10 protein-coding genes are annotated in these 21,851 nt (G+C 41.7%); 3 read left to right on the top strand and 7 right to left on the bottom strand.

Translation table 11 applies throughout. From position 1 onward, the window contains the following. Positions 1–227: 227 nt before the first annotated feature. Positions 228–1,724: a glycoside hydrolase family 43 protein gene (locus ACE3MZ_RS11815; protein WP_411346625.1), complete on the bottom strand. Its 1,497-nt coding sequence runs from the start codon at positions 1,722–1,724 to the stop codon at positions 228–230. A gap of 305 nt (positions 1,725–2,029) precedes the next feature. On the opposite strand from ACE3MZ_RS11815, the gene ACE3MZ_RS11810 reads away from it, so the two are divergent. The 3 genes from ACE3MZ_RS11810 to ACE3MZ_RS11800 all read left to right on the top strand — a co-directional run bounded on the left by ACE3MZ_RS11810 (position 2,030) and on the right by ACE3MZ_RS11800 (position 7,705). Then, the gene (locus tag ACE3MZ_RS11810; RefSeq protein ID WP_411346624.1) at positions 2,030–2,878 is read left to right on the top strand and encodes an ArsR/SmtB family transcription factor; all 849 of its coding nucleotides are present in this window, start codon (positions 2,030–2,032) and stop codon (positions 2,876–2,878) included. A 118-nt stretch (positions 2,879–2,996) separates the two neighbouring features. Next, positions 2,997–3,563 carry a GNAT family N-acetyltransferase gene (locus ACE3MZ_RS11805; RefSeq protein WP_411346623.1) on the top strand — a complete coding sequence of 189 codons (567 nt, stop codon included), beginning with the start codon at positions 2,997–2,999 and terminating at the stop codon, positions 3,561–3,563. A 461-nt stretch (positions 3,564–4,024) separates the two neighbouring features. After that, complete coding sequence (locus ACE3MZ_RS11800) at positions 4,025–7,705, top strand: S-layer homology domain-containing protein (protein ID WP_411346622.1); 3,681 nt, start codon at positions 4,025–4,027, stop codon at positions 7,703–7,705. A gap of 96 nt (positions 7,706–7,801) precedes the next feature. Here ACE3MZ_RS11800 and ACE3MZ_RS11795 read toward each other — a convergent pair whose 3' ends face one another. The 6 genes from ACE3MZ_RS11795 to ACE3MZ_RS11770 all read right to left on the bottom strand — a co-directional run bounded on the left by ACE3MZ_RS11795 (position 7,802) and on the right by ACE3MZ_RS11770 (position 21,839). Then, the gene (locus tag ACE3MZ_RS11795; RefSeq protein ID WP_411346620.1) at positions 7,802–9,745 is read right to left on the bottom strand and encodes a hypothetical protein; all 1,944 of its coding nucleotides are present in this window, start codon (positions 9,743–9,745) and stop codon (positions 7,802–7,804) included. A 791-nt stretch (positions 9,746–10,536) separates the two neighbouring features. After that, positions 10,537–11,088: a hypothetical protein gene (locus ACE3MZ_RS11790; RefSeq protein ID WP_411346619.1), complete on the bottom strand. Its 552-nt coding sequence runs from the start codon at positions 11,086–11,088 to the stop codon at positions 10,537–10,539. 21 nt (positions 11,089–11,109) lie between these two features. After that, positions 11,110–13,977: a hypothetical protein gene (locus ACE3MZ_RS11785; protein ID WP_411346618.1), complete on the bottom strand. Its 2,868-nt coding sequence runs from the start codon at positions 13,975–13,977 to the stop codon at positions 11,110–11,112. A gap of 1,149 nt (positions 13,978–15,126) precedes the next feature. Next, entirely contained in the window at positions 15,127–15,912 is a 786-nt protein-coding gene (locus ACE3MZ_RS11780) for an aldo/keto reductase (protein WP_411346769.1), read from the bottom strand. A gap of 255 nt (positions 15,913–16,167) precedes the next feature. Further along, positions 16,168–20,943, bottom strand: a complete 4,776-nt coding sequence (locus ACE3MZ_RS11775; RefSeq protein ID WP_411346617.1) for an S-layer homology domain-containing protein — start codon at positions 20,941–20,943, stop codon at positions 16,168–16,170. 161 nt (positions 20,944–21,104) lie between these two features. Next, entirely contained in the window at positions 21,105–21,839 is a 735-nt protein-coding gene (locus tag ACE3MZ_RS11770; RefSeq protein ID WP_411346616.1) for an SDR family oxidoreductase, read from the bottom strand. Positions 21,840–21,851 lie beyond the last annotated feature (12 nt).

Genomic DNA, 21,851 nt, shown 5'->3' with positions numbered 1-21,851 from the left:
ATGGATAATATCATCTATTAATCAATTACAGTAAACAGGCATCCGCCATGTACGGATGCCTGTTATTTTTTAATCTGAATACCAACATATATAGCTGCATTTGAAACCTTTAATATTATTTCATGTCATCGTCTATTCAGAGTATCAATTGTTGTATTCAATATAGTCAATCTTTGTAGAAGGAGGCAGATCATAATTCGGTGTGCGAGATTGTCTGCAAAGCAATATTATCCATACGTACATTCAAAATTCGTAAACTCTGCTACTGCTCCAGCACCATACGCGTACAGCCCGATAAGGACACCTGTAAATCCACCAGCCACTTCCGAGGATAAATACTTAGTTTGCGCATAGCCCAGTGACATCTGCCGATTATTTTGCACAGTGAAAAATGAATACTTCTCCCGCGTTGCTTCAATCCTCAGCTGTATCGGTTGATTCGTATCCAGCGCCACACGCTGTTGAACCGACTGAATATCACCAACCCGTAGCCGCACGAATACTTCACGATACGATCCCTGTTGAATCATCGCCAATTCATAATGATGATGCTCATCCATATATAGCGTCATTCCAGCTTCACCATCGGCATCACACATCTGCACATCACAGGAGATAACAGCATCAAAATCACGTTGCCGCAGACCAATCCAGGTCGGCGAGTCTGCGTCATCCAATGACACGTTCGTTCCAGTTAATAGTAGCCGCTTGTCTTCTAATACATAATGCTCCTTATGAGGATGACGCAGATAACACCAATCTAGCTGCCAATCGGTATGCTCAAAAGTATACCGTTTCAGCTCCGACTGAATCACATCATCAGCAATCCGATCTGTTTCAAAAGTCAGCAGTGTCGTACCATGCTCTCCAGCAGTAAACCAGCCGTCCTCCTGAAAAGTCACCGGACTGAGAAATACTTCACGTCCCAAATGATGATACGTCTGCCAGCGCCCAATCTGCCGAAAACCAAGATGGAACATCCACCAGTTCCCCTGATGATCCTGCACTAGATCGCCATGCCCCACACCTTGCAGCTCATACCCGCCCAGATTGCGATTGGTTAGCACGGGATTATGGGGATACGGTGTAAACGGTCCATTTACAGATGAACTACGCGCATACGTCTCCATGTGCCCATACTCTGTACCGCCTTCAGCAGCAAGCAAATAATACATATCATCAATCCGATACATATGTGGACTTTCCAAGTACCGTCCGCCTGTACCTTGCCAGATGGTGCGACTAGGTGTTAATTTGCGTCCTGTCTCGATATCGATCTCACACTGTACAATACCAGGAATACCTTCAACATCCTGTCCATTACTCATAAAATACGTCCGGTCTTCCTCAAAATACAAATCAGGATCAATCCCGCCCTGATCGACTTCAATCGGCTCCGACCATTCTCGGTAAATATCGTCCGTCCATATGTAGAAATTATGACGCGTCGTATCATTGGTCGTCGTCATATAAAAGCGTCCGCGATGATGACGAATCGTAGGTGCAAATACACCGCCAGAGCTGTTAATCTGGTTCAATTGCACCTGACTGCTGCGAGTCAAGCAATGCCCAATCTGCCGCCAATTGATCAGATCGGTACTCTCAAACAAAGGAACACCGGGAAAATATTGAAACGAACTGCATACGAGATAATACGTATCATTCACCTTGCAAACACTCGGATCAGGATAAAAGCCTTTCATAACCGGATTGTTATAGCGCATAAAAACCTCTCTTTTCTAAAATGGTATGCGTACCATTTCACTATTATTTACCTAGTTAAATATTTGGAATTAAGCGGTTGCAACCTCAACACATTAAACACCAGCAACACACACCTTTCAAGAGCATAACGCTTGTTATCGCAATCAATTTGAGTTAAATTCATATACATGTGAATTCAACAGCTCTTGCTAAGTAAAAGAATATTCCTATTCCTAAAAAGGAGTGAAGACCGCTGAAAGCCAACGGCGACGCATCATCTATCCGTTTGTACGAAGCACTTGCCAGTACCGTCCGCTGGCGAATCATGGAGCTACTTACCGTCAGCGAAATGAGTCTCAAACAACTATCCAATGAACTGAAGCTCAGCCCATCGATCGTAACGATGCATGTGAGTAAGCTGGAACAGGCACAACTGATCGGCAGCCGCAGAGTACGTCGTAATGGCGGAACGCACAAGCTTTGTTTTCTGTCGGAGCAGCATATTCATATCACCTTGCCAGCGATCGAGCAATCTCTTCACAGCATTGAGCATGTGATTCCGCTTGGGCATTATACCGATTGCCATATTCAGCCTACGTGCGGGATTGGTACATGGGAAAAGGAGCTAGGCATCTGGGATGATCCGTCATATTTTCATCATCCAGAGCGAGTGGAAGCGGCTATTATATGGTTTGCGAGCGGCTATGTGGAATATAGAGTGCGCAATCGTTTAACATCATCACAGCAGGTGGAGAAGATTGAGTGGATCGTTGAGATTGCTTCTGAAGCGCCCGGATTACGAGATACGTGGCTGTCTGATATTTCATTTACCCTCAATCACATTCCGCTTGGCAGATGGAGAAGTCCGGCTGACTTTGGCAGAGCGGCACGTGGACGGTATACACCATCATGGTGGCATCGCAATCTGAATCAATACGGTCTGTTGAAAGTCATTACAATCGATCATATGGGTACATATATAGATGGGGAGTGGATGTCAGATGTCACGCTTGCTGATCTGAATGTGTACGAACCGTATTGGACGCTGCGACTTGCAGTGGAGGAAGATGCCGAGCATGTCGGCGGATTGACCTTGTATGGAGCCGGGTTTGGCAATCATGATCAGGACATGCTGCTGCACATTTATGCGAAAGAAGCATCAAATAACGTATAATGTATTGATATATTCTATCGCTCATTCGAAATATTCAATTAGTCCCAGCTCGAATAGTAGTGATAGATTAGAATATAAATAATCCGATCAAGATCATCGGAATGATGAGGTGAACACCATGAGTGATGTATACCGTTTGGCAACATTGGACGATGCAGAGCGCGTGCAGCAGATTATATACGAAGCGTATGTTACGATTCGCGAATTAGGATTAAGCTGGCCAGCCGCTAATGCGGATGTGCATATGATTCAGGAGAATATCACCCACAATAAGTGCTATGTGCTGGAGCAGGGGGGTCTGATTACCGCTACGATCACACTAGCCAATCCAGAACGCTTCAAGGAATTGACTGATTCTACGGGACTGCCGTTTATTATGTGGTTCGCTGTCGATCCGAATGTACAAGGAACCGGGGCTGGTAGTAAACTGTTAGATTGGGTAGAGCAGCAGATTATCCGTGATGAGGTGGGGGCACCTGCTGTAACGTTGGGAACATCAGAGAAACATCCGTGGCTGCTGCCGATGTATCAGCGGCGCGGGTATGAAAGTATCCGTGTTCGCGATGCATGGCAAGGGGAAGGACCGATGCATTTGATGCGCAAAGTCGTACATCCTGAACGTTTCGAGCAATTTAGTGCTGAACGTAAACAGGCAGAAGCAGAACAGACTCCTACCTCTTCTTGACGTGTACCAAGATTGTCTTGTATGTCGATCAATCGATCAATGACGAAGAGGAATCCACTAACAATCTACAATCATCTATTCATAAAGAGCAACTTCAACAGGAGTTGCTCTTTTTTACGTTAATTTTCCAAAATATTTATAAATTGCTATACATTTTGAAATATATATTTCCGATGAAATCATCAGCAGATACATATGTACACGACTCGCGAGTGGATCGATCTATATCCACAAGACTGCTATGCAATTATTTTAATACGTAATTCGTTGTTTAAACCAGTTTATCTGATTCTTTTATGTAAAAAAATGGTATGTGTATGGTATCTGTTCATATACCTGATTCTAGTTGACTCCATTATAGAAAGAAGGGGACGGCACCGACATTCATAACATAGCATCGTTTATCGCGCAGGATGAGTCGATCTACATGATTATATATCGCTATGGAGGCTGATGAGTAAATGGTAAAGCGTATTCAAAAGGGATTAAGTTTTACACTGGCAGTTGTATTGTTATTGACTTGCGGACTGAATATCGGAGCAAGTCGTACAGCGGAGGCAGCACCGGTAGGCAATTATGTATATACCGAACTGGCAACGAATATTACAAGCTCACAAACTACACTGAATGCGAATGTCACCGTACAGAGTAATACGTATACAGCCAGTAGTGAAACGATTTATTACTGGCCGCATGTAGATGGCGTCACAACACGTCCTTCCAATGCAGTGGCAGCATCGTCGATCACAGTTTCACCCAATGGCGACTTCTCCGGTAGTGCTACTGGACTGACGCCACAAACAAGCTACGATTATCAGGCAAGTGCGGTTGTGACGTATCCAGATTCTTCTCAGCATACGGTGCTGGGCAGCATCCAGAACTTCTCTACACTGATGAAAGTGTATCAGATCGTTTCGCTAGAAGATCCGCCACAGCTGAACGTACCGAACATGACTAGCAAGGACAGTCTGACTCTTCCTCCAACGATTACCGTTACACTGGATGATAATTCGACTCGCGCGTTCCCGGTAACATGGGACTTGTCCGATTATGATTCATACACCGGTATTGAGGACTGGATTTTAAAAGAATCCGGTGGATATCGCTCCTTTGACGGCGAATTGACGTTACCAAGCGACGGTTCCGTCGAATACGCGTCTAATTATTATGTACGCCCTCGTTTGGATGTTTTTGTCGATTATCCGAATTTGACAGCTATTACAGAAACACCGAAAAATATCACGGTTCCGCAAGGCTCCACCTTGTCGACAGTCAAAGGATTGCTCACCAAAAATTTAAACATGTCCTTTGACAATGGCAAGTCGGCTGTTACTCCAGTGAAATGGGATAGCGGTACACCAGCTTTTACAGGCGATCCGGGAACATATACATTCGTAGGAACTCCGTCCTGCTTTGAGCTGTCATTGGCTTCGCCATCTATTAGCAATTCGATTCAATCGTATTGCGGATATTACAATCCGAAGAATCTGACAACAACAGTGACCGTAACGGTTGTTCCGTATCTCTGGCAACTGGTAGGACCAGCAGGATTTGCTGGACCAGCACAAGGGCTTTCCTTTGCTCAGAATGCTAGCGGAGAAGCATATGTTTCGTTTGCCGATTCCAATCATAACAATGCGATCTCGGTTATGAAGTACAATGGCACATCATGGGAGTATGTAGGTGCACCAGGATTCTCCGACAAAGCGGTCGGTGGTCGTACGGTTGTGAAGTTTGACCCTGCGGACAATACTACCCTGTATGCTGCTTATACGGATAAAGAAACGAACAAACTGGTCGTGTCCAAATTCAATGGCACTAGCTGGGCTCCATTGCTGGCTACCAATGTCACTGTATCTTCATCGACACTGTTTGACTTTTATGTCATTTACAACTATCCGCTACTTGCATTTGCCGATCAGGATCAAGCAGGTTCGTTATCGGTCATCGGATATAACGGTAACACATGGGAAAATATTGGTCAGCGCGGATTCACGAAGGGAACAGTAGAGTCGCTCTTCATCTCGCAAAGCTATCTCAGTCCTGCAACGATCAACTTTACACAAAATGGAGAACTGCATCTGGCTTATGTGTCAGGCAACAATGTGTGGAAAACGACAGCTCAAACCGGCACACAAATCTCCTTGTTAACTCAGACTACGAATAGTAACGGCAGTTCCTTTATCGCATATCAAGATGCCAATGGAATTCAAGTCAAAGAAGTCGCATATGACGGTTCAGGCTGGTACTCCTATGGTGCAGGCTCCATCACATCTAGCCCTGCTCAACTGCTTGCCCTGACATTTGACAGCAAAAATGTCGCCTACATCGCGTATGCCGACAGCAGCAACGCTGGCAAAATCACGGTCAAAAAGTTCAGTGGACAGCAATGGGTGACCGTTGGTCAAGCAACATTCACAACAGGTACTGCGTCCGAACTGAAAATTCAAGTTATCAATGGCGTGCCACATGTAGCGATCGTAGATAGCACGCAGCAAGGCAAAGTAACTGTTCTGAACTTCCGTGCATACAATCAAATTTCCATTCATACTGCGGAAGCAACGAATATTACGAAAACATCGGCAACTGTAGGTGGTAATGTCTCGAATACAGCGACCGTAACGGGCGTCGTGTACGGAACAAGTGCCGACTTCTCTGGTGAGACATTCACAGTTGTAGCCCCAATCAACTCTGGTGGTTATTTCTCCACAGATCTGACTGGATTGAAAGAAAACACGAACTACTATGTACGTGCGTATGCCGAGACACCTGCCGGTATCATCTACGGAGATACCGTTACATTCAAAACAGTGAAATCCAAAGATACGGATTCCTCATCTTCATCAGGTTCTATTTCTGGAGATACTGCGAAAGTCGTCATTACGAATACAAGTAACGGTGGAGTCAGCAATGCACCAATTACCGATAAAGTCGGTAAAAACCTGAAATTGCTCGGCAAATTGTACAACGCCAATGGTGAAGCTGTGAATGTACCTGAATTTACAGTGAATACAGATGGCAGCTTTAGCGTTCCAAGTGTTCCATCTGGTACGTATCGCCTTGCGCTGAGTGTGATTGCACCGAATGGCGAGCGTCTGGCAGGACAGTTGGCAACGATTCGTATCAGCTCCAGCGGTTCGGTCACGATTGATGCGACACTGATTGACCCATATGGTGTCATTACCGATGCTTCGACAGGGAAAGTGATCGAAGGCGCAAAAGTTACCTTGTACTGGGCAGATACCGTGCTGAACCGTTCCAAAGGACGTACGCCAGGAACGATGGTTACATTGCCGGAACTGCCAGACTTTGCACCGAATATGAACAAAGACCCTCAATCTAGCAATGCAGATGGACAATACGGCTGGATGGTTTATCCAGAAGGCGACTATTACATTCTGGGTGAAAAAGACGGCTATCTCGCTTTTGACAGCCGCAAAGACAATGCTGAAGCTACCTTCGGCACAGACAGTTATATCAAAGACGGTAACATTCATGTCGGTCAAACGATTGTAGAGTACAGCTTCAAAATGTCGCCTGTTACATCGCCAGCAGATAACGGCGCAACAAGCGAATACGATCCGTATATGAAAGGTTACCCGGATGGCACCTTCCAACCAAGCAAAAGTGTAAGCCGTGCCGAAATCGCTGCCGTGCTCAGTCGTACGATGATGAGCAAAGAATCAGCAGGTGGTGGCAATGTTTCCTTTACCGATCTGGGAACAGTAAACTGGGCAGCCAGTGATATTGCTACAGCAGTACAACAAGGCTGGTTAAAAGGAACCGGCGATCGCAAATTCCAACCATCCAAAGCAGTAACTCGTGCTGAAATGGCACAATTGCTGTCCAATGTGTATGGTTGGACATCCAATACGAGCACATCGTCTACATTTAGCGATGTGAACGGTCACTGGGCACAGCAAGCAATTACGAATGCACAGGCACAAGGAGTTCTGACTGGTTATGCTGACGGTACATTCCGTCCAAACCAACCGATCACCCGTGCCGAAGCAGTTACGTTGATCAACAAATTACTGGATCGTCCAGCCTATACACCGACAACAGCCAAATGGAGCGATGTACCAACATCGTACTGGGCTTACGGTGATATTATGGCAGCTTCGGTAAAGCATAGTATGTAAGAGAATCGTATGATATGATAAAAGCTTACAGATAGACATGATGAAGCCCATAGACAGGTGCAGTTACGACCTGATCTATGGGCTTTTGTAATTACATCAAGGAGTGAGCCGAATATTCGGTGTCGGCGGTGTACTCATACCTTCCCCAAGATAATAATCTGTTAAATGAGATTGCACATACCCTTTGATCGTCATGCTGTTGCGATACGCCGGATTTTGCGCCAATGTGTAGATTCGTTGATCGGTTGGAGTAGAGGTCGTGAAAATAATTAGTTTAGAATAATCTCGATCCACGAGTACCACTTCCTCACGCCAGTCGCCCATAATATCTCCATAAAAAACAGGGAACTTGCGACTATTTTGAATCGCATTCTGATATTTGTAGGCAGTGACTAATCGGGTAGTCGAATTGCTTTCATAATTCCATTTTTCAATTCGAGTATTATTATAAATTTCGCTCGACAGATCGCCATCCCACCATAGTCGAAGCGCAGGCCAAGGTTGTTGACCCGGCCCGGTAATCTGCGTATTATTCGTTCCGTTATAGATGCCAGAGAACGACCATACTTCATAGCCCGGATAACGCGGATCAATATCGCCTACATCGCCGCGTCCGACATCAGGTGCAGGCGGTTCCTGGCTATGTTGCCAGTACATCTTGCCAGTATCGGCATTATAATAATATTCGAGCAGACCTTTGGCATTCAGCTGTTGAATTCCATATGCTTGAAGACCGGGCGTATTGGGATCGAATTTACCGATATAGAAGCGATCTCCATGTCCAACATTGTCTTTGGCAAGGGAATACCGAAGCGTACCATCTCCATTAAGCACAAAGCCAACCTCTGCAATCTCGTCAGTACCGTTGCCATCTACATCACTAATGCGCATCTGGTGCCCATCCGACGCTGCCTGTGATCCACGTAGCCATTTCCAGTCCATCGTAAGACGACTTCCATCATAATGGTATGCAGAAAATAACAGATTGAAGTTGCGATCTGGACGACGATTTTTGCCCATGACGACAACACTTGGCGTTGTGCCGTTTAGATAACCGATTCCCAGTTGAACCGCCAGTGAGCCATTCGTAATATAATCTTCTGGCAAAGGAGACGTATTTTGGATCGTACCTGTCATGCCATTCAGAACGGCAAGCCATTGTTTTTTATCATTATCATCTGTCCAGACTGTCCCATCGGGAAAGCTTACACCATTAGCGATTTTCAATATGACTTCTGCTTTACCGTCACCATCCAGATCGTATACATTTATTCCATCCAGCATACCGACATCGATCGCGGCAGAGCCAGGTTTCATCGCGTTCTTGTCACTGCTATTAGGTCCCATATCGATTGTCCATAGTAGTGTACCGTCCCGCTTGTAAGCTTCTAAGGTTTGTGGGGTAGTGGACACGCGGTCAACGATATAATCGTATTCGTGATCACCATCCAGATCGCCGACCCATACATTGCGAATTTGGGCACCTTTTTTCAGAGGAACTGTGATTAATGGTTGATTAGCTGCATTGGCGGCAAGTGTAAAGGTATCGCTTGCTTGTTGCTCTACACCATTGATGACTGGTTTAACAAAATACGTATTATCGAGTTTGCGATTTGCTGTTGTATCTGTGTAGTTTGTACCTTTAAATAGCACATCAGGATTAATTTTGACAGCAGGTAATGAATATGCAGCATTGGTTACTGATAACGAAGCCATATCTACAGAATCATCATATACATCCGCTACAGTCGGAGGAATCGAATCGTAAACATTCTCAGTAACCGTAGTGTTTACGGGGGGAGAGGAAACACGATACACATTGAATCCGATGTTGCCAGGATCAAGAGCAAGTAAGCGCCAACTGATGAATACATTATAGCCGCTGCGAACGGCAACAATACCGCGTCCCAAATTTTCCATTTGACGTGGACCGGGAACTGCTTCAACCGTAGACGTTGGAATGTTAAAAGAGGTGATCAGCAGTGCGAGAATGATTCCTACATAACAACTTTGTTTCCAATGATAACGAATAAATTTCATAACACACAGCCTTTCATGATGAGAGTATGTATTCCCGTATGCGGTTTTGTGCAATTAGCTGTTTGCGCATACAGATCATACAGGTGATACTTATCTCATTATGTACAGGTTTTGAGAAATTGTTTATCATGCTACGGGTACAACTTTGGCAGCGGAAAAAGTATGTCATTGTACATAGATTCATTTGTATGATGTTGCAGAATAACGTATGGAAATGTAATCCAGATCTAATTTAAAGTATCTATATACCTTAAATACACTTATTTTGAAATATAAATAAATGGTTAAACGTCTAAATTATGCATAAATATGAACGTATAGTGTATTGAATTAGGCATTTTTTTGAAAGGAAATAATAATGACAAAAGTAAAGTTGTTCAGTTATTCACTTCAGCTACACCTGCAAAAGGTGCAGTGAAAAAGCTACTTTCAACAAACAGTTAAGAGCGATTGCAATCTATACATTTCATTATTTTGAAAACTATACCGATTCCAATACAGGATTAACCTATTCTTACGTTAGGCCAATGCTAATAAACGCAGAAAAGGGATACAGCAAGTTGACGCTAATATAAAGAATATTTTTGAAGATACATATATGTATCTTCGTAGTCAAGTTATGAAACAAGCGATTCCCTCAGTCGATGGGAAGGATCATTTTAATTGTTACATTCATGCAAAAGACCTCATTTCCACTATAAGTAGGAAATGAGGTCTTTTAAACTGCTATATTATACGTTATACACTAAAAGATGAACGTTCAAAGTTCTTCCGCAATTTAAAACACGCTGCTAAAGTGCCTTTAACCCTTCTTCTATATATTGCAATAGATCAGATGAATGATTATAGTATTTTATTTTCATTTTTTCTAAAAGTTCAATAGCTTTCTCGCCTCTAATCTCACGGAACGCACAAGCCAAACCTATGAGTTCATCTTCCGACAAGGGATCCACCTCTGCTGACGGCTGCAATAAAGGCTCCAATAGAAGCAAACCATCTTCATTTTCCAATCCACCAATGATATTGATCAGGACGAGCCTTATACTTTTTATACCGAGCAGATCATTGAGTGTATCTAAAGCATAACGAGGATTTCTACGACCGATCGCGGTAATAGCTTCTTGTAATTCGTATTCAAAATCATTTGGATCAAAGCGTCCCAAATCGGGAGGATTTAATAAAATGTCAATTAAAATATCGAACGAATCGTCGCCAAACGTATTGTAGACATCCGTTTGCATTTGAAGATAATCCTCAAAGGTATCCATTTTTTGGAATGGACCAATTCCATCGCATAAATGTTCGATACCCGCTACAATGGTATCTCTATCGTTTCTTATCATACATAATCTCCTTTCAATACATTATTCCTCCGCTACAAGTTCATAAATCGTTCTTGAGGTTTCAGATCCGACCCAATAGCCAACGCCTCCTGCTGCAAGAGTCCCTACTCCATGTGCCGCCCAAGCCCAAGGCCCGGCTATATCCGCAGGTGTCCACCAGGCCGCAAAAGCAGTTGCTGAAGCAGTAGCTCCTGTCCAACCACCCGCAGATTCAACGATAGCTTTCACTTTGTCCTCTGCCACATAGACCTTATAAATATCAGATCCTACACCCACTACAATTAATACTTTGCCTCCATAACGAAAAACATTTTGCACGATCTCTGTCCCTGTACCTGTCCATTGCTGCGATTTGGCTAAAGCTTCAGCAGATTCAATCAATGCAGGTTCTGCTACAATTCCACGCTCCTTTATAAGTTCGGTTAACTTCTTGATACCACCGTCCACTTCAATTTTCGAAGCATCTGCGACTATTGCAAACTTGCCATTTCCTTTTCTCGAAAAGAGACTACCATTTAATATAACTTCTCCAACTTTGGATGTAGAGAGTCTAACTTTTTCTCCCACTTCATTCCACATTAATCTTTCCGCAATTTTATGCTGAATTCTTACTACTGAATTTTTTTCTTTGGCGGTCAAATCTATATCAAAAGATATACCAGTTTTTTGTAATCTGAAGGTTTTAACTTTTGTTTCGGCTTCAGCTTTGGTAGAATCTTTATCTTTATATTTATTATATATCTCAAGTAAAGCAGGCTCATCAAAAATAAGCGCCTGTTCCGGCATTTTGATTTTTACATCAATTTGAAAATCTTTCGTTTTATCAATACCAGTATAAGGGTTGCCTTCTAGCGTGAAAAATGCTGAACCTCCATTATTTGAAAGTTCTGGTTTCCAAGCTGGCTCGCCTTTAGACAGATTTCTTAAAACCTCTAAAGCTACTTCGGGGGTGACTTTAGTATTTGCAGATAACCAAGGTGATGCACCTCTTAACAGTGAATCATCTCCAGACGAAGGGTAGTAGGACCGAAATACTTCTTCAGCAAACTCCTCTGCTTCGCGGTCTTCGATTTCTTGTTTAAAACTACCCGAGTCTTCTTCCCAGAATCCTTGGAAATTTTTGAGCGTCATGTATCCCCAGGCTGTACCAGCAACCGAAGACCAGACATGAAATTGATAAGGGTAGGGAGCGTATCCTTTGTTCGAATAAACCATTGCTCCGTTAGAATTGGACGCTTGCATATTTAGCATGGATTGAGTCAAAGAACTCATATCTTGATTCAATCTTAAACCTAATGCAATAACGCCCCATGTCCCTTCAGACCAAACGATATCAGGTGCATCGGGATACGATGCACTTTTTAAGTAAGGTTTGTACCCTGATAATGAGGCCGGGGAGACAAAAGAAGTATTATATGAGTCTTTTTCAGTGCTAGAAGATAGAGTTTGACCGCTCAAATAAAATTGATTTGTGACATCCATTGAGGCTTGTGCCATAGATTCATCGCCGATAGCATGGGCAAAAATCCCTCCCCATGAACTCGTATCCAGAGCATAGGCGTCATCTCCCAATCCTTGATAAAAACGCTTTTCGGATGACACCCAATGATTTTTTGTAAGCGAATCGCGGACCGCTTTTGCAGCATCGAAATAAGAAGGTTTTTTGCTCAATTCATATAAATCTCGAAAAAAGAAATAGCAATCAATATTATGTTCCGTCGAATACCAATTTACGTCAGGGCCACCTTTAAAACTTCCAGTCGATTTATCTTGCATGGTAAGTAAATAATCTGCGATTTTCTCGGAAAAAGGGCGGTATGTTGAATCGCCAAAATATTTTTCATACACAATAGCGGCATATCCAACCCAGGCTATCGCACCGGATCTTTTAACGGTGTCCATTCTGCCTGAATAAACGTCGTATGCAAACTCTAGAGAACCGTCATTTGCCTGCAAAACCTGAAGAGAAGATAAAATTTTTGATGCTCTTTCTTGATCGCCAGCCATAGAAAAAGCTATAACGGCAAGAGCGTCATCATAAATCCAGCTTCTTCTATTGATGTTAGAAAATCGATCAGGATCATCATTAGGAACTTGGAAAGATCGTACAAGGTTATAAATCGGGACTTCTGTAGACGTAACTATTTCTTGATGATCTATTTCAATAAGACTCGCTACTTTAGTACCTTTATGTACTGTCGGATAATAATCAATAATATCATGGTCAGAATTGAATACGGGAACTGGCTGGGAGACGAACGTTCCATCTCTTCTTAAAGGAATTTTAGCTTGTAGGTATGGTACGTCAGATACGGCATATATCCGAACTTCATATTCCGAGTTCACACTCACCTTTGAATCGCCCAAACTACAAACAATTTTTCCGTTGGAATCCATAAGATGCACCATCAAACTTCCGCGAATCGTCAAATCTCCAGCATTCCAAGAGCCATCAGAATTCAAAGATACTTCTTTTTTAAAATATTCAATATCAGTTTTATCATATATAGCGATTTTATACTCACTTGGATTACTGACATCTGTCCATACTCCATGAATCGATGAAGATTCACCCACTGTATAAGCGCTTGATAAAGCAATATATGGATAAGGTTTCCAAGCTGTTGAAGCTAATTTGTTTACTTCTACACTACCTGTGACTTCTCCTAAATACGATTCAGAATAGTTCTTTGAAAATTGGATATTCATTTCATACTCTGGTTTATCCTGTTGTTTTGCCAACCAGTGTATCATTTTGGCTTGGGCACTTTTTGTATCCGGTAATGAACTTGCATAACTTATAGAAGTTATTGGTACAGATAGATCGATGATCTGCGCAATCATCAGCATAGCCAATACGAGTGAAACGATTCTTTTAATAAATACCATAATTTTGCTCCTTTTGAATCTGAAATATTATATGAACTTGATGTAGTATAATCTATTAATATATAGTTTGAAAAGAAAATTTAAATAATTTAAATACTTAATTTCTAAGTAAACAAAAAGAAGAAATTTTTGTAAATTTTTGGGTTAAAATTAAAAGAGAAAATGTGTTTAAATAAGTAGAAGAATGGAGGGAGTGTATAGTTAGTCCTACGAATTAATTTATGATTTAATCACGACTCAATTGAGAACATATCCTAACAATAAAGGTTAAAGGAGCCAATAAATTCGTTAGAAAGAGAATTAATTGGCTCCTTTACTTTTGCTCATTTTTAGATGAGAAAGAGATATGAAATGAAAACGATAGCAATGTTAGAGTAAGAGAAGGTTTAGAATGCTTATTGCAAAAAAGTTCGAACAATATGGATTTCTTAAAACTCTTATAGACATTGAATAAGTTTCGTTTCAAGCAGATATTTTAAATACAGATCAAATAAGCATTCGCTACTGTGAAAGAAAGATAGGGATATACTGATATACAGCCCAACAGCAAGCATTAACACCATAGTATCAGTTTCAGATGTAAACTAAGAAAATATACAATTTCAATTTAACGTTATAAGGGCGTTGTCCAGTGTTCGACAAGTTCTTATGGACATACTGGCTAAACAAAGCCGTGCATAAAGTTCAAATGAGGATTTTAAGACGCGAAGACTGAGAGATAAACTAATTCTTGAGAAACCGTGATATAGGACTTTGATTCTTAAATTATACATATGTACAAAATACGAGTTTTGTGATTATGTATGCATAAAATTAAAAACTAGCTATAGATTCTTGATCTCATTTCCAAACTCTTTAATAACTTTTGTATAGTAAAATAATCTCCTTTATAATCGTATTTTTATTATTATTTATTACAACTCTTATGTGTCGAATCAAATAAACTTAAACTGATCATATCCTTACTTATCTTCAATCGAATTAGCAATCTAACTCTATAAAAATGTAATTCGCTCACTTGATTTCAAGCCATACTAAACATTGCAAGCTTCTAGTACAGTCTATTTATATAGTTAAATTATAATAAGTAATGACAATCACAAATTTGTATATGATCGCCATTACTTATTATAGAATCCATTTACATGGTCAATTGTCTCGAAACTTACTCATGTCAGGTATTGGTAGTTTTTCATCTTTATTCAGCGAAGCAATGTTTACTACTTCTTCATCTGTCAACATAAAATCAAAAATAGTAAGATTCTCCACTATTCTGGTTTTATTAAACGATTTAGGAATAGTTACAAACCCACTTTGAATATCCCAGCGAAGGATAATTTGAGCGACTGATTTATTGTATTTTTTTGCAATCTCAAGAAGAATTGGTTCGTCACTCAGTATCCCTTTCATCAGTGGAGACCATGCTTCCATCTGGATCTGATGAAGATTACAATATACACTAAGTTCTTTACGTATCAAGTGAGGATGAAATTCGATCTGGTTAACCATAGGTTGAACGGTAGCAACTGCTTTTAACTGCTCCAGATCAGCAATCTCAAAATTGCTAACACCAATTGCGCGTACTTTCTTCTGATGATATAACTCTTCTAATGCTCTCCATGTTTCTAGAGATTTCCCTTCTACAGGCCAGTGAATCAAATATAAATCCAGATAATCTGTTTTCAGCGCTCTAAGGCTTTTATTAAATGCTACTAATGTGGATTCGTATCCCTGATCTCCGTTTGCCACTTTGGTTGTGACGAAAATATCTTTTCGGCTTACGCCAGATTCTATAATAGCCTGTCCAACCTGATCCTCATTTCGATATGCGGTTGCCGTATCAATGCTGCGATATCCGTTTTGTAGTGCATATTTTACTGGCTCTATTGCGTTTTCACGTTCTGCTGTCCAAACCCCAAGACCTATCCAAGGCATTTTCACACCATTACGTAATACAGTAAAAGTTTCGTTCACTCTCTACTCCTCCTAAACTCTGTTAAAATGAAACATTTCATTGTAAGCGTTCTTTTCTCAAGTATACCAAATAATACGACTGATATTGCATCCGAAATTTACAGAGGGTTATGTATATACTCTATGTTTACTCTAAATTAGCTTATCCATCTTATGTTACTAAACAAACACTTATATTATTAAAAATGCGCTGCATATTCCATGCAGCGCACTCTTTTACTTATTTAACAATCGATAGATCACCACGGCTGTTTCTTCTTTCGTGATTTTTCGCTGAGGCTTGAACTGACCATTCTCATAACCGATAAACAACTCGCCGCCTAATTGATCAATTGCTGATTTGGCCCATGATGGAATATTTCCTTTATCTGTGAATTCATACGATTGGGATTGCTCTTGATTCATAAAATTTTGCAGGATTTTGGCTGCTTCCGCTCTTGTAATAATTTTATCTGGTTTGAATGTACCGTCTGGATAACCGCTGATGTATTTCATCTCTGCTGCTTTTTGTACATTTGCTGTATACCATTTTCCATCAATATCATGAAACATATGGGAGCTTGGCAATGTTGCTGCATGCACTTCATGTTGTTCGTCTCTGGAACGCAGTAACATACTTAAAAACTCTGCGCGTGTAATTCCAGCTTGAGGATGAAATTTGCCGGTGTCATCGCCGTTAATAATACCGCGATCCGCCAGAAAGTTAATCGCATTCTCAGAGTATCTGGATATTACATCTGTAAATCGAATAACCGTAGTACTGTAATCTTCAGCAGGAACAGTGGGAAGCGAACGCTTCTCCGTCATATCCTGTTGTGGACTTTCTTCGTCCTGCTCATGAATCTGCCCTACTGAAGGATGTGATATCGCAGTAGATACATTCCCTATATTTTTTTCTTTCGTCTTAAAATGGATAGAATGAATAAACGATCTAACACCGGATTCATTCTCAGACCAAATCTTAATTGTATAGCTATGCGCAGCAGACAAATTTTGGATGGTCAGTGTCTTCGATTGAGAGCGTTGAATTTCACCCTTTTCGTTTGCGAACACATATATATCGGAATCCCTTCCATCTGTAACGTTAATGGTCGCAGTTGATGTTGTAATCTCTGCTACGTTCAGATCGAAATTCGAATATGGCTTAGTCTCAAAGGCTACATGATATACGTTGCTCAATATACCGGTTGCATTCACAGCTCGGATTGCATAGTCATTATATTCCGTACTACTCAGCAGCTGATCAACAGTGACAAGACTGTCTTCCACATTCCCGATTAATTGATCTGCATGATAGAGATTGTAAGATACTGCCCCTTTAAAAGGTTTCCACGTAATGGTTACTGAATCATGCTCTACATTTTGGAGATGCATTACCTGCTCTTCAGATGGAACTGCCGCTCCTTGGTATGTGATCCAACGAAGATCTGAACTTTCTCCATTCTTACCTACAGCAGCAATACCAAATAAAGCTGAGATACCCGCGCCAGGGCTTGGAAGTGTGACTTCCAGATCCTTTGTCGTAGCAATGTATTGACCATATCCATCATATATACGATACGATTGTGCGCCAAAGGAACGGGTAAACGATAGATTGAAATCATCATTCGTATTGGATGTTATTTGGCTACTTTGTGGTGCAAGTGGCAATGTTTGAAATGAAATGGTACTTTGCGTGGATGCGCCGCTTTCGTTCATCGCCTGAACATGAATGGTATAGCTTTCCCCAGCAGTTAGTCCAATGAGATTAATCTCTGACGTTGTGCTTGTGAATGCCAAGCCATTCACTGTTGCGATATAAGAAGCAGCCCCCTCTACTGGCGCAAAAGAGACAGTAGCCGACGTAGAAGTGATGTTCTTCAGCTGCAAATCAGTAGCAGGCGCAGATAACGTAATAAATGAGGCATGAGCACCCTCTCCTGTACCAAAATCGTTAAATGGTACAATCGCTACAGAATGTACACTCCCCGGTTGGAGATGCGTAAATTCATAAGTGGTACGATCGGTCTCCGCTACTTTGGCACCATCTAGGTATACATCATACCCTTTAGCACCGCGAACACTATTCCAAGCATATGTAGCGGCTTCTGTTGCCGTATTTCTTTTATAGAGATCGGGAGCATCTGGTAACGTCCATAACGATACATTTTTAAAATTGCTTTGCCCGGTCTCGTTTGTTACAGCTATCGCATAATTGTAAGCTGTGCCCGAAGCAAGATGATAATCACCAAACGATACATTGGAGCCAGTGTAAACTAGTTCATATTGATGATATGTAACATCTGAAACAGTAGAATACGTTTCACCCGTCACTGTCACGAGATGCTGATCGTTGCGCTTCACATCGTAGTAAACGTCGCCGCTCACCGTATCCCATGATAACTTGGCATGATCCACTCCGACCGTTACTACATGAAGATGAGATAATGACGGTAATGTTAAAAATGTGTAGCGGCTCTCCAAACTTTGCCCGGATGAGTTTATAGCTTGTGTGCTTACTGTATATTTGTTGTTAGGAAGCAATCCGCTAAAGATATGGCTTACATCCATCGTTCCAACGGATACTATTTCCCCATTTGCATCGGTAAGTGTATAGAGATACTCAGTTGCCGACTGTACAGGCTCCAATTTGACCTCAACCGATGTTTCGGAATGCGCATAGGCTCCATCGAATGTCGCAGCAGCTGGAAGTGTAAGATAACGGAATGTTGTACTTGGACCTCTACCTGAAGCATTAATAGGTGTAATCACATAGTCGTAAATTGTTCCGGCAGATAAATTCGTATCTGCAAATGTAGAACTTCCTGCTGGAATGATCATCTTTGTTCCTGTTGTGGTATTTTCAATTTCATACGACTGATCGGAATGAACCGGCAATACACCTGTAATACTGTCTGCGGAGTACGAATGTAAATGAACTTCATCATTAGACAACTGTGCTGGCAGAGCTTTGATTTTGAATGATTTTGAACGACTGTATGATTCATTACCAGCAGCGTCTGTAGCTACCACATGTATATACCATACGCCCTCCTTTGCTGCTGGCAAGCTAACCGAAAACGTTTCGCTCCCTTGGCTCCAATCTGCATTCTCGTCTGGGCGTGTGCTCTCCTCATTCACTACATACTTTACGGTGTTCAGCGTGCGATCCTCTGTGAGAACATCAACGTCCAGCGTGTTCGGTTGCCATTCTGAACCATTGGGAGTAAAAGCAATAACCGGGCGATCTCGATCAATATTCGATACAGTAATGGATTTGCTAGTCGTGTTACCGAAAAAGTCTTGTGTTGTTACGGTATACATTCCATTTGCATTCACTACAAATGACGTATTGCCTGACATTACAGTTGCACCATTCGGAAGTGTTGTATTGGTAATCCACGTAGTATTATCTGATGCATCGACTGAAATCAGCACATCTGATTGCGTAGGAGCAAGGGTCGACGGTGTTAACGTTAATAATGGTGGATCGCCATCCAAAAGCATCATTGTTTTGGTTTCGCCAATATTCCCTTCATAATCGACGGGAGCGATATGGATGTAAGCATCGCCTTCAGTTGGCGTAAACGTATACGATGTAGTTGTTGTCGAGATAGCACCTGATGTGATTTGCGTTGTAAAGGATTTGTCTGTCGTTACAATGTAGCCTTTGACGCCTGAAGTCACGAGCGCAGTTTGTGCAGGGTGAACTTCTCCGACTGTACCATCGCGTAGTTGCCCTTGAATTTGATAATTGTAGTATGTACCACGATCTGTGGCTGGTGCCCAGGAAGCGATTACTTGCTTAGTTTGTTTGGAATAATTATACGTTAATGACTCGTCTGGAACCGGATCAGGGCCACGATGATCGGTGGCACCTGTATCGGTATAGTTAGAATCGTAACCAGAATAGATTTGATCGCCGTTACGGTAGATGATCGCTTTTTCAGCATAGCCGATTTTGATATTATCCATCTGGAGCTGACCATTTGTTTGCCAAAATATATTAAATTCAGCCCCATATTTTTCTGGATTGTAATTTGTAGTTGGTAAATCAAAACTATTGTTAAGTGTTTCCCAGTCCCTTGTACCATTTCGTTCATTGTAAACCGAAATATCTCCATAATTGGCTAATTGAATAAGTGGTGCTTCAGCAGCAAATGCCTCTCCTTCACCGGTAGAGAATATATTTGTTCCGCCAATACTAACTGTCGATGGACGAGTCATTGCATCTGTACGAAGCGTCATGCTATTATCCGTACTATTAAACGTATAATATAAATATCCCCATTTGTAATCATTATATGAAGAACTACTCAATGTATAGACTGCGCCATTGACCAAATTCACAGTACCACTATCCGTTGTTACATAAAACTTGGTCGGTGCTGTAGACCCAGTAAACGATGTTGCATTTTTAAACTTAACAATATTCCCGGAATTATCAACAACTTTTTCTCCAACACTTTTCCAAAAATTCCCGAAAAATGGACGTACGTTATTGGTGCTTCCTGTTGATTTCACATCGTATTGTAAACTCAATTTACTATCAGCTTTAATGGATGTAATCCCGTAGTGTGAAATGCTATATTGTCCACCCGTTTGCCCAGCTAATGTATCATAAAAATTCCCTTTATTCGTAGACATAATATCTGTTAATTGTAACGCTGTTCCACGAGATGTTCCCGTATCTATGTAGGTTTGATTTCCTGTACCATGCCAATCTAGTTTAAGCTGTGGATCTCCGCTTTCAAACCCAGTTTTGAACAGAACATCAGAATCAGCTAGCGGTACAGAAAACTCCAAGTATACCGAGTTTGTATTCGGCTTCAGCAATGTAATATCAGCTGCTACAGTTGCTGCTGAAGCTATAGGAACAGGACCAAATGCAGATGCGAGAATGAGCATACAAAGGGATGTTTGAATCAGTTTGGGTCGGAATACATACCGACTGCTATTCGTAAGCTTACTTGGTTGATATGGTGATGAATCTACTTTTTTAGTTGTTGTCAAATCAATCGCCTCCGAGAAGACAAAAAAGCACCTCGCCATAGATATAGGAATATCTATAAGCGAGGTGCTTCCTCGTGACTTCATTTAATTGAGATTATCATACTGCATTTTGCACAAAAAGCAAAGAAAAACATTAAAATTGCCCATTTCATTCAATGTAATTAGTTAAATCCACCGTTCACGCGGATCGTTTGTCCTGTGATCCAACGTGCTTTATCGCTGATCAACAATTCTACGGCATTGGCAATATCTTCTGGTTCGCCTAATCGTCCAAATGCGTTCATACGGCGATACGAATTAACGAGTTCCTCGGATTTGCCATTTAAGAACAAATCGGTTGCTACTTGCCCTGGTGCAATGCTGTTGATTGTAATGCCTCTCGGTCCAAATTCTTTTGCCAGTTGACGTGTCAATTGCTCCACAGCCCCCTTGGTGGCACCGTACAAACTATATCCCGGCAACATAGCACCAGATACAGAGGTGGAGAAATTAATAATAGTGCCTCCCTCCTGCATATGCTCCATCGCTTGCTGACAGGCAAAATACGTACCTTTGACATTGAGGGCAATATGCTGGTCAAACTCCTCCTCTGTAACTTGATCCAGTGTTGCCATATTCATCGTTCCAGCATTATTGATCAGTATATCAACGGCTCCGTACTGCTTGATTGTTTCAGCGAACAATCGCTCTACTTCACTGACTTTGCTAATATCTGCATGAATAGCGGTAGCTTCACCACCAGCAGTTTGGATCAAATGAACGACTTCGTCAGCTTTCTCCTTGCTGGATGCGTAATTAACGATAACGTTTACAGCTGACTGAGCCAATTGGATCGCAATTTGCCGTCCAATGCCGCGTGACGCTCCGGTTACAATTGCTGTTCTGGTTGTTCCCATAATGTATACTCT

Origin of the sequence: Paenibacillus sp. WLX1005, from assembly GCF_046603685.1 — a bacterium.
In the GTDB taxonomy this organism is placed as follows: domain Bacteria; phylum Bacillota; class Bacilli; order Paenibacillales; family Paenibacillaceae; genus Saccharibacillus.
Note: the sequence above shows the minus strand (reverse complement) of the source record. Positions and strands in the feature narration are given on the sequence as shown.